6 protein-coding genes and 1 pseudogene are annotated in these 8,559 nt (G+C 63.3%); 2 read left to right on the forward strand and 5 right to left on the reverse strand.

Features of this window, described 5'->3' with window-relative positions:
• Positions 1-77 precede the first annotated feature (77 nt).
• Positions 78-1,274 carry an NAD(P)/FAD-dependent oxidoreductase gene (locus BST15_RS20245; protein ID WP_082635008.1) on the reverse strand — a complete coding sequence of 399 codons (1,197 nt, stop codon included), beginning with the start codon at positions 1,272-1,274 and terminating at the stop codon, positions 78-80.
• Positions 1,275-1,872: 598 nt separating this feature from the next.
• Entirely contained in the window at positions 1,873-2,949 is a 1,077-nt protein-coding gene (locus tag BST15_RS20250; RefSeq protein WP_046191200.1) for an IS110 family RNA-guided transposase, read from the reverse strand.
• A 618-nt stretch (positions 2,950-3,567) separates the two neighbouring features.
• On the opposite strand from BST15_RS20250, the pseudogene BST15_RS20255 reads away from it, so the two are divergent.
• Positions 3,568-3,714: pseudogene (locus tag BST15_RS20255) on the forward strand (HD domain-containing protein); the annotation flags it as partial.
• Here BST15_RS20255 and BST15_RS22280 read toward each other — a convergent pair.
• On the reverse strand, positions 3,664-3,981 hold the full coding sequence (locus tag BST15_RS22280; protein ID WP_046191199.1) for an NAD(P)/FAD-dependent oxidoreductase: 318 nt from the start codon (positions 3,979-3,981) through the stop codon (positions 3,664-3,666). The pseudogene BST15_RS20255 and the gene BST15_RS22280 overlap by 51 nt on opposite strands.
• Before the next feature lie 158 nt (positions 3,982-4,139).
• Entirely contained in the window at positions 4,140-5,048 is a 909-nt protein-coding gene (gene lipA / locus BST15_RS20260) for a lipoyl synthase (protein ID WP_046191198.1), read from the reverse strand.
• 452 nt (positions 5,049-5,500) lie between these two features.
• On the opposite strand from lipA, the gene BST15_RS20265 reads away from it, so the two are divergent.
• A protein-coding gene (locus BST15_RS20265) for an IS3 family transposase (RefSeq protein ID WP_109370895.1) occupies positions 5,501-6,645 on the forward strand; the annotation gives its coding sequence in 2 pieces (ribosomal slippage) (positions 5,501-5,768 and positions 5,768-6,645; 1,146 coding nt in all).
• Positions 6,646-7,163: 518 nt separating this feature from the next.
• Here the strand turns inward: BST15_RS20265 and BST15_RS20270 are convergent.
• The gene (locus BST15_RS20270) at positions 7,164-8,402 is read right to left on the reverse strand and encodes an IS30 family transposase (RefSeq protein WP_109398736.1); all 1,239 of its coding nucleotides are present in this window, start codon (positions 8,400-8,402) and stop codon (positions 7,164-7,166) included.
• Between the last annotated feature and the right edge of the window lie 157 nt (positions 8,403-8,559).

Here is an 8,559-nt window from a genome sequence, read left to right on the forward strand (position 1 = left end):
CCGATGACAACGACCACGAGATGGCACGGCGGGCCGCGCAAAGTCTTGACCCGCTGCAAGGAGTCCGTCATCGGCCCTCACGCGACGGTATTCTTGGCTGCGGCAGCTTGCTTTTCAGAGCCGGGCCAGTTGTAGCTGCCTGGCTTGCGACTCTCCTTGGCAATCTGCTTGACAACGGTCTTGCAGATCATCTCTTTGATACTCGCTGCCATCCTGCCGCCCACATAGACACGCCGCGGCGTGTCGTCGCGGTGTGTCAGCTGGAACGTGCCGCGGCGGCGTCCGATGCTGATGCACTGCCCGCCGAAATTCTGACCGAGGGGTGTGAGCGGATCGCCAGCGACACGTTGGAGCACAGTGTTGGCAGCCCTGGCGCCCAGCGGCCCAGCGGCCTGGCAGCTCATTCTCAGCGGCTCATTGGAGGGGGCCACAGCGTCGCCGGCACCGATGATGTACGGGTTGTCGACGCTCGTCAGTGTCTCGTCGGTCAGCAGCCGTCCCAGTTCATCGGTGCTCAGGCCGCTCTTGGCGGCCAGATCCGGCACGCCAAAGCCGGCCGTCCACACAGTCACTTTGCTCGGTAGGGTCCGCCCGTCGCTGAGCCGGACGTGGTCGGAGCGGAGTTCGGCCACCACCGCGTCGTCTTGGACATCGACGCCAAGGCGCTTGAGCTGCCGGCGGACTGAAGCACGCCCTTTCTCGCTCAGACTCGGACCGAGGACTCCTCCGCACAGCAGGGTCACCGAGCCCTCGCGACGGTGCTCTGCCAGTTCCGAAGCGGCCTCTATACCGGTCAATCCCCCACCCACGACACAGATTGGCGCATCGGGTTGCAGCTTGTCCACTGCGTCGCGAAGTCGCTCGGCTTGCTCAAGCTCAGCAATGGGGAAGGCAAATTCGCTCGCGCCATGCAATTTAGTGGGCACTATGCCGATGCTTCCCACGGCATAGATCAGATAGTCGTATGGCACTGTCCCGCCTGAGGCCAGAGCCACGCTGCGGGTAACGACGTCGATGCGCGCTGCGGTGTCGACAATCAGCCGCACACGGTTGCCCAGGATCCCGGCTAGGTCGACTGTTGCTTCTCCGCTTCGGGCAACCAATTGGTGCAACCGCACCCGCTCAACGAACGTCGGGCGCGGATTGATGATGGTGATGTCGATATTTCGGTTCTGTTGCAGCCGATTGGCAGCCAGCGCCCCAGCATAGCCGCCGCCAATCACAACGACGTGGAATCTCTTGTCCAACATAGTTCGTACGTTGTTGATGCTCATCGAGACCTCCTGATCCAGTTATTTCTGACAACCGTAAGACACCACCCTGCGGCGAAATGTGACACCGTGTGTCGGACATCACTTAGCTAAGCGCGCCACGCTCATCGCGTGTTCGACGGGCAGCTGCACCCACCCTTTGGCGAGCCCCGACGAGCCCCGACCGATTTGTCCCAGAATGTGGCACCAAGGCCGGCGGCCAGGTTTGAGGAACTGCCGGCGCGTCGATCTGGAGATGCTGTCGTTACGCGATAGGCGAGCATCGAGCCGAGACCGGCGGTAACGGTCGTCGTTCCGACGACGGCAATGCGGTAGCACCGCACAACAGAATTCGTGCACGATCGCCCGGACAGATGTCAAGACCTGGCGGCAATTCGGGCTGGCCCTCGCGGCGTTGGTTATCGTGGACACCGGGGTTGGCGCGGTCAAGCGAAGGCGGGGTCCTGACCGCTGGTGTCACGAATGTCCACCCTGCGGTGTCTACAGGGGCATGACGACCAACCTGCGCCGCACGCTGCTCGTGTTCTTATTGCTCACCGCGCTCGGCATCGGCGCCTGGGCCTACTTCTCGCCGATGTATCGATAGCAGATGCTCCTATCTTCAGGCAACGATTTTCGCGGGTTGTTGAGGCGGTCGTAGGGCGTGGAAGATCTCGCGGGCGATGTAGCGCTTGAGGCAGCGCATGGCTTCGTTTTTGGTTTTGCCTTCGGCCAGGCGGCGGGTCAGGTAGTCGCGGGTGGGTTGGTGGCGGCGCATCCGTACGACCAGGATGACGTGCAGCGCGCGGTTGGCGTCGCGGTTGCCGCCCCGGTTGAGTCGGTGGCGAACGGTCTTGCCGCTGGATGCCTCCAGTGGGCTCACGCCGCAGAGTTTGGCGAACGCGGCTTCGTGACGGATGCGGTCGGGGTTGTCGCCGATCGCGGACAGCAGGGTGGCGGCGGTGTCGGGACCAACCCCGTAGACAGCACGTAACTGGGGCGCTGCGGTGGCGGTGATGGTGTCGATCTGTCGCCCAAGACGGTCGGTCTCGGCGTCGAGTTCGCGGCAACGGGTGGCCAACGACTTGAGCGCGATCTTGACAGCATCGGTTGGCGTGGAAAGCATTTCGGACACATCGAGGATCCGGCAGGCGTAGAGCAGGTCACTCTTGTGCAGACCGGTCAGGTGTTCGCGCAGTTCGTCGGGGGCGGTGACGATGAGATCTTTGAGTGCGGTCACGACTTTGGCACGTGCCCGCACGGCGTTGGTGCGAGCTACCCGCAGCACCCGCACCATTTCGGCGGGGCCATCGGCGGTCTTGGGTGCTCCGAGGTCTTCACCGGCCAGCACGATGGCCGCAGCCCCGGCCGCATCGGCGTGATCGGATTTGCCGTAGCGGGCGCGGCGCTGCCGCTTCGGGCGACCGACCTCGGTGACGGTGATCCCTTCGACGCGTAGGTGGCGGGCCAAACCCCCTCCGTAGTGGCCGGGGCCTTCGATGCCGACCACCGCGAGTTGTCCCAAAGATCGTGCCCACGCTACGAACACGTGGTAACCGTGGCCTGTGGCGGGCATCTGATGAGTGCCCAACGGGCGACCGAGTTCATGGATGGCATGCGCGACGTGGAACTGCTTATGCGTGTCGACACCGACGGTGACGCCTGGCAGGCTCGGTGCTGCGGCGATGATGGATTGCATTGTGGCCCTTCCTATGACCGGAGTTTTTCTGGATGGGTGAAGGGCAGAGCCGCCGGTACGGGGACGATACTGCTACGGGATGCTTGGTCGCGCTCCTATCAGGTCACTCCGTGCTGGCGGTTCCGCGCCGAACCAAGCACGGTCGACGGATCTGACAATTGCAGGCACACCCAACGGGTGGCCGGTAAAGAAATGAGTCAGACCGTGCTGGTTCGGACGCGGACCCTACCGACGCAGCTGTTGCGCGAGGCTGCAGAAACGCCGGTAGTTCTTTAATAGCAGTAGAGAAAGTTCTCACATCGCAGGTCAGAGGCGGTCGAGGGCGTTGACGCGCGTGCTGTCCGTGGCGGCGCGATGCGACCCGGTAGCGGTACCGGCTTCGACTTGTCGTGATGGCGGGGCGCTGAGGCCGCTGAGATGTGGGCCCTGATTGTCGTGGCCGGCCGGTAGTGGCGGCGGACGGAGGGCGAAGTGTAGCGACCGGCGCGGACGGGAGCAGAGGGAGCGTAGCGAAGCCCGCAGGTAGCCGCCGGATTCCTGCGGGCTGTGCGGTCACGGCTGCGCTGAGCATCAGCTATGGGTCTGCACCGTGGCGATGGGGCTCGTAGGCTGGCTGGTGTGAGCGGGGTGTTGGCGCAGCGTGCGCGGCGGGAGGCCGAGGCGCGGTTGGCTGGGCAGCCTCGGCGGTTGGCGCATGTGCGGGGTGTGGTTGAGTCAGCTGAGCGGCTTGGCCGGTATTTCGATGCGCAGACTGCTCAGTGTTTGCACTGTATGTTCTGCCACATCGATACTGACCACCCGTGCCGTGACCCGACTGACCCCGATGGGGTCAAGGATGCCGTTCAATGGGACGCGCATACTCTCGGGATTGGCCTCGTAAAGACGGGGTCGAACCACTAGATCATCTCGATCACTGACAAGCGTCACGTGCAGTTCGTCGCCGTCATCGCCGGCCGCGCGGGCCCTGCGGACCGCGCCCGCGGCACTCCAGACCCCAGCAAACCCGCCGCCGACAACGAGAATTTCCTTCATGACTAGCCTTTCGTATGCAGTATGTGGTTGCTGATAGCTCTAGCTTGCGCGAGCGACCGGCACTTCGGACCCTGGGAAGTGCGTAGTCAATGTCGTGGTCACCTGGCGGCATCGCTGCGCTTGAGACCCGTGCTCGGGTGTGTGAGTAGAAGCACGCACTACTGCTGAAGCGAACTCCTGGTTGCGAGCGCTTCGTTGTGTAGTCTTCCGGCTTGGTACGAGGACCGCACTAAGGGCCCACTCATCACTGCCGTGAAACCCACAGCTTTCGCCTCTGCGGCCAGCTCGACAAATTCTTCTGGCTTGACCCAGCGTGTTACGGGATGATGCCGTACTGACGGTCGCAGATACTGGGTCATTGTGAGCAACTCGCACCCACTGTCACGTAGATCGCGCAGAGTGGCCGAAATTTCGGAACGAGTCTCTCCTAGACCAAGAATCAGATTGGACTTCGTGATGAGGCCTGCCTCTCGGGCGGCCGTCAGCACACCCAAGGAACGCTGATAATCAAAACCGGGTCGAATCTTCTTCATGAGCCGAGGGACCGTCTCGACGTTGTGAGCCAATACTTCTGGCGAGCTTTCGAACACCTGGTTCAACTGATCTCGTATGCCGCGAAAGTCCGGCGCGAGTAGCTCGACGCCGGTATTTGGGTTGAGGTGGTGAACCGTACGGACCGTCTCGGCGTACAGCCAGGCGCCGCCATCAGGTAGGTCGTCGCGTGCGACCCCGGTGATGGTCGCGTACTTCAATCCCATCGCCCTCACGCTCGCCGCGATCCGCGTAGGTTCGTCTCGGTCCAAGGGCTCTGGCTTACCGGTGGTTATCTGGCAGAAGTCGCAGCGGCGACTACAGACGCTCCCGCCAATCAGAAAGGTCGCTTCGCGGGCATCCCAGCATTCGTAGATGTTCGGGCACCCGGCCTCCTGGCAGACCGTATGCAGGTTCTGACGTCGCACTAGGTCAGTTATCTGCAGGTAGTTCGGGCCCGTGCGCAGTCTGGTTCTGATCCAGTCGGGTTTGCGTTCAATGGGGACGCTAGAGTTACGCGCCTCGATGCGAAGCATGCGCCGAGCCGGCTCGGGGGAGAGGACGGACTGTACGCCTGGGGCGTTGTCACTTGAAGAAGTCACTGCATGCTTTCTAGCGAGGCGGGTTGGGACGAAGCTGTCAGTCGCGATAAGCGTCCCCGATGCGGCGGTGGCGGCATGGTGATAACTTGCCTAGTTGTTCCGCTTTTCGGCCACGAATCGAAATGGCCACCTTGGTGTTGGACCTGCCATCGCGGACTTGATCGCGAGCACGTGTACGAAGAACGTCAGTTGGTGTACGCCAGCGCGAGTGGATCGCAGTGACCACTGATGCGGACAAGTGGATTGCTCCTTCCACCCGTGCCATTTGGAATCCGGCCGGTGCAAGGCATCAGCACCGTGCCTATGTGGCGTGTTCCCGTTGAATGAGCCCAACCAGTTTTAGAGTCCTGTGGCCCCATGTCGGGCGAGAAGGGACGATGAAACGTATGGCTGGTCGGAAGCGGAATTCCGCAGAAGACATCGTGCGCAAGTTGCGCCGAGCAGATGAGCTGGCCGCAGAAGGCAAGACCGGCGAGGAGATCGCCGGCGAGCTGGAGGTCTCGCCGGCGACGCTGTACAACTGGCGCCGTTCCTACGGCGGGATGGACACCGACGCCGCCAAGGAGCTCAAGGAGCTGCGCGAGCAGAACGCCCGGCTTAAGCGGCTACTCGCCGAAGCCGAGCTGGTCAAAGACGCCCTGCGGGAGGTCGCTAAGGGAAAATTCTGAGCCCAGCTGCCAAGCGCCGCGCCGTCGAGATGCTCGCCAATACGTTGGGCATGTCGGAACGGTTGGCGTGCAAGGCCGTTGGGCTGGCCCGCTCCACCTGCCGTCGTCTGCCGTTGGCACAGACCCCGACCGATCCGGACGCCGAAATGAGGGCTTGGCTGCGCGCCTACGCCACCAAACACCCGTGCCATGGGTTCCGGCGCGCCTGGGCGGCGTTGCGCTACGACGAGCGCCGTGAGGTCAACAAGAAGAAGATCCACCGACTGTGGCGTGAAGAGGGTCTGCAGGTGCGCGTGCACAGCCCCCGTAAGCGGGCCGGCGTTTCCTCGGTGCCGCCGATCGTCGCCGATGCGCCGAAGGTGGTGTGGGCGATCGACTTCCAGTTCGACTCCACCGTCGACGGTAAGGCCATCAAGATCGCCTCGATGATCGACGAGCACACCCGCGAGTCGCTGCTGAACCTGGTTGAGCGCTCCATCACCGGCGAGCACCTGGTCGAGGAACTGAAAGCGGTGTTCGCCGCCCACGGCGGCCCGCCGAAGGTACTGCGGCTCGACAATGGCCCGGAGATGGTTTCCCAAGCGCTGCAAGGTTTCTGCGAGCACAAGACCGGGATGGTCTACATCCCGCCGGGCTGCCCGTGGGACAACGGCTACATCGAATCCTTCAACAACAGACTCAGGAAGGAGTGCCTCAACCGCAACTACTGGACCACCCTGTTCGAGGCCCGCGTGGTCATCAGCGACTTCAAGGACGAGCACAACACTCGACACCGTCACTCGGCCCTGGGCTACCGCACGCCGGCCGAGTACGCTGCGGCCTGCGGGTGTACCCACACCCCGGTGGCCTGCAGCATCAACTGAGAACGGATCAAACCAACCCGACTCTAGAAACGGGTGGACTCAGAAACGGGGACTCGCCATATGGCCCGACGCTGTTGCACGGTGTGGGTTTAGATGCGACGTGCGCCCTCTTGGGTTAGCCATCCCCGCTGTCGTTGCGGTCAATCGGCCACTGCGCGAGCTGATTATCCGCCGCATCGAGGCTTCGACGGATCACGAACCTGCACAGAGGCGCGAGCGCCTGCAGCAGGTTCCTGTCGACGAGCTTGCCGTGTCTCCCTAACAACCCATCCGGCTGCCGTGGGCACGAAACTCAAGGCCTGTCGCTCCGTGTCGCCTGGTCGAGGCAGCCTGTCGATGTCCTACGACATGATTGAGCTGGCGCACGTGCGGAGCCAGTTCGCGCACGCTTACCCGTTTCGCGACGACATCGGATGAGCTATGTCGAATGGCGGACGCAGATGCGTGTTTCGGCGAAGCTTCGATCGCATGTCGGCTCCGGTTGAATTCTGAGCAGCCTGCTCCGGGGTGGGTTCTAGTCAACGTTGCAACACTGATGGACTGCTTGACGCTAGCAGGGCCGCGAATAGATCCGCGGGGCAACGGTCTTGGAGGACCATCCGGGGACGTTGATTGAGTTCCTCCTCGACTGCCAACAGGTGCTCCAGCGAATAGTTGGCGAGGGTGACGCCCTTGGGAAAGTAGTCACGCAGCAGCCCATTCGTGTTCTCGTTGGTGCCCCGCTGCCACGGTGATCGAGAGTCGCAGAAGTACACCGGCGCCCCGAGCTTGTCGGCAGTCGCGAGATGGCGGGCCATCTCGGTGCCCTGGTCCCAGGTTATCGATCGCATCAGCTCCGGCGGCAGGTCCTGCATCCGGTCGACCAGAGCGGTGTGCAGCGAGTCAGAATCCGCGCGAGGCAGATGCACCAGGCGCAGTGTCCGGGTCTGGCGTTCGACCAGCGTGCCGATCGCTGAGAGGTGGTTGTCACCGATGATGAGGTCGCCCTCCCAATGTCCGGCTTGGGACCGGTCAACGGGTGGGAAAGGGCGGTCGTGGATGGTGAGCATGGGCTGCTGGAATCGCGGTCGGCGGCGCCGCTGGCACTGATGGGCGCGGCGGTGATCTCGGCCGGTACGCAGCGGCGAACGCCGATGCGGTGCCAATCGCGTAGGTCGCAGGAAACGTGAATTCGGTTGGTAGACAGCCTGATAGATACTTTCATGACACAACCACATCGACCGATCTCCAGGGAAAAGCACCCGGAGGTGGCGGCTGATCTGCTGCGGGCTCCACCGCCGACCAAGCAGCTCAGCGACCAGGACACCGAGCTGTTCATTGGTGTCGACCCGTCGTCGGTGATGACGTGCTCGGCGCACGGTAGCCCGCCGATGAGCCTCGAAGGGTTGATATCCGCGACCGGCCGGCGCGGCGTTGCGCCCGAGCTCGCGCGAGATGGTCGAGGGCGCACGCCCGAGCTTGTCGGCAATGGCGCGCATGCTCAGCCCAGCACGGCACAGATCAGCGATCTCAATGCGTTCGTCCTGGGACAGGTAGCGAGCGCTGATCTGACGTACGGCCAGCGGATCCAGTGGCGGGACGAACCCGACCACGACGCCGTTTCGGTAGGTCTTATGACCGCTGGCCCAGCTGGTCCCGGACGACCGCGATACGCCGACTTCACGGGCCGCGGCACGGACGCTCCACCCGCGGGCCCGCAACTCCATGAACCTTTGACGCTTGGCCGACAGCGGACGACGCCCCGGCCCCTTCTTCACCCGACGCGACGATGCCAACACAACCTCCAGAATCTAGAGTGTTGCGACGACGCCTCGAAACCACCCCGGAGCAGGCTGCTCAGAATTTAACCGGAGCCGACACCACACTGTCGCCACGATCGACGCCTTTGCGGCGGCCCTCGACGGACAGGGCGGC

The sequence above is a fragment of the Mycolicibacter arupensis genome, assembly GCF_002086515.1.
Lineage (GTDB): Bacteria > Actinomycetota > Actinomycetes > Mycobacteriales > Mycobacteriaceae > Mycobacterium > Mycobacterium arupense.

Coding starts and splice junctions, on each gene's coding strand:
- BST15_RS20245 (WP_082635008.1), bottom strand. CDS start 1,274: ATGAGCATCAACAACGTACGAACTATGTTGGACAAGAGATTCCACGTC.
- BST15_RS20250 (WP_046191200.1), bottom strand. CDS start 2,949: ATGCAATCCATCATCGCCGCAGCACCGAGCCTGCCAGGCGTCACCGTC.
- BST15_RS22280 (WP_046191199.1), bottom strand. CDS start 3,981: ATGAAGGAAATTCTCGTTGTCGGCGGCGGGTTTGCTGGGGTCTGGAGT.
- lipA (WP_046191198.1), bottom strand. CDS start 5,048: ATGCTTCGCATCGAGGCGCGTAACTCTAGCGTCCCCATTGAACGCAAA.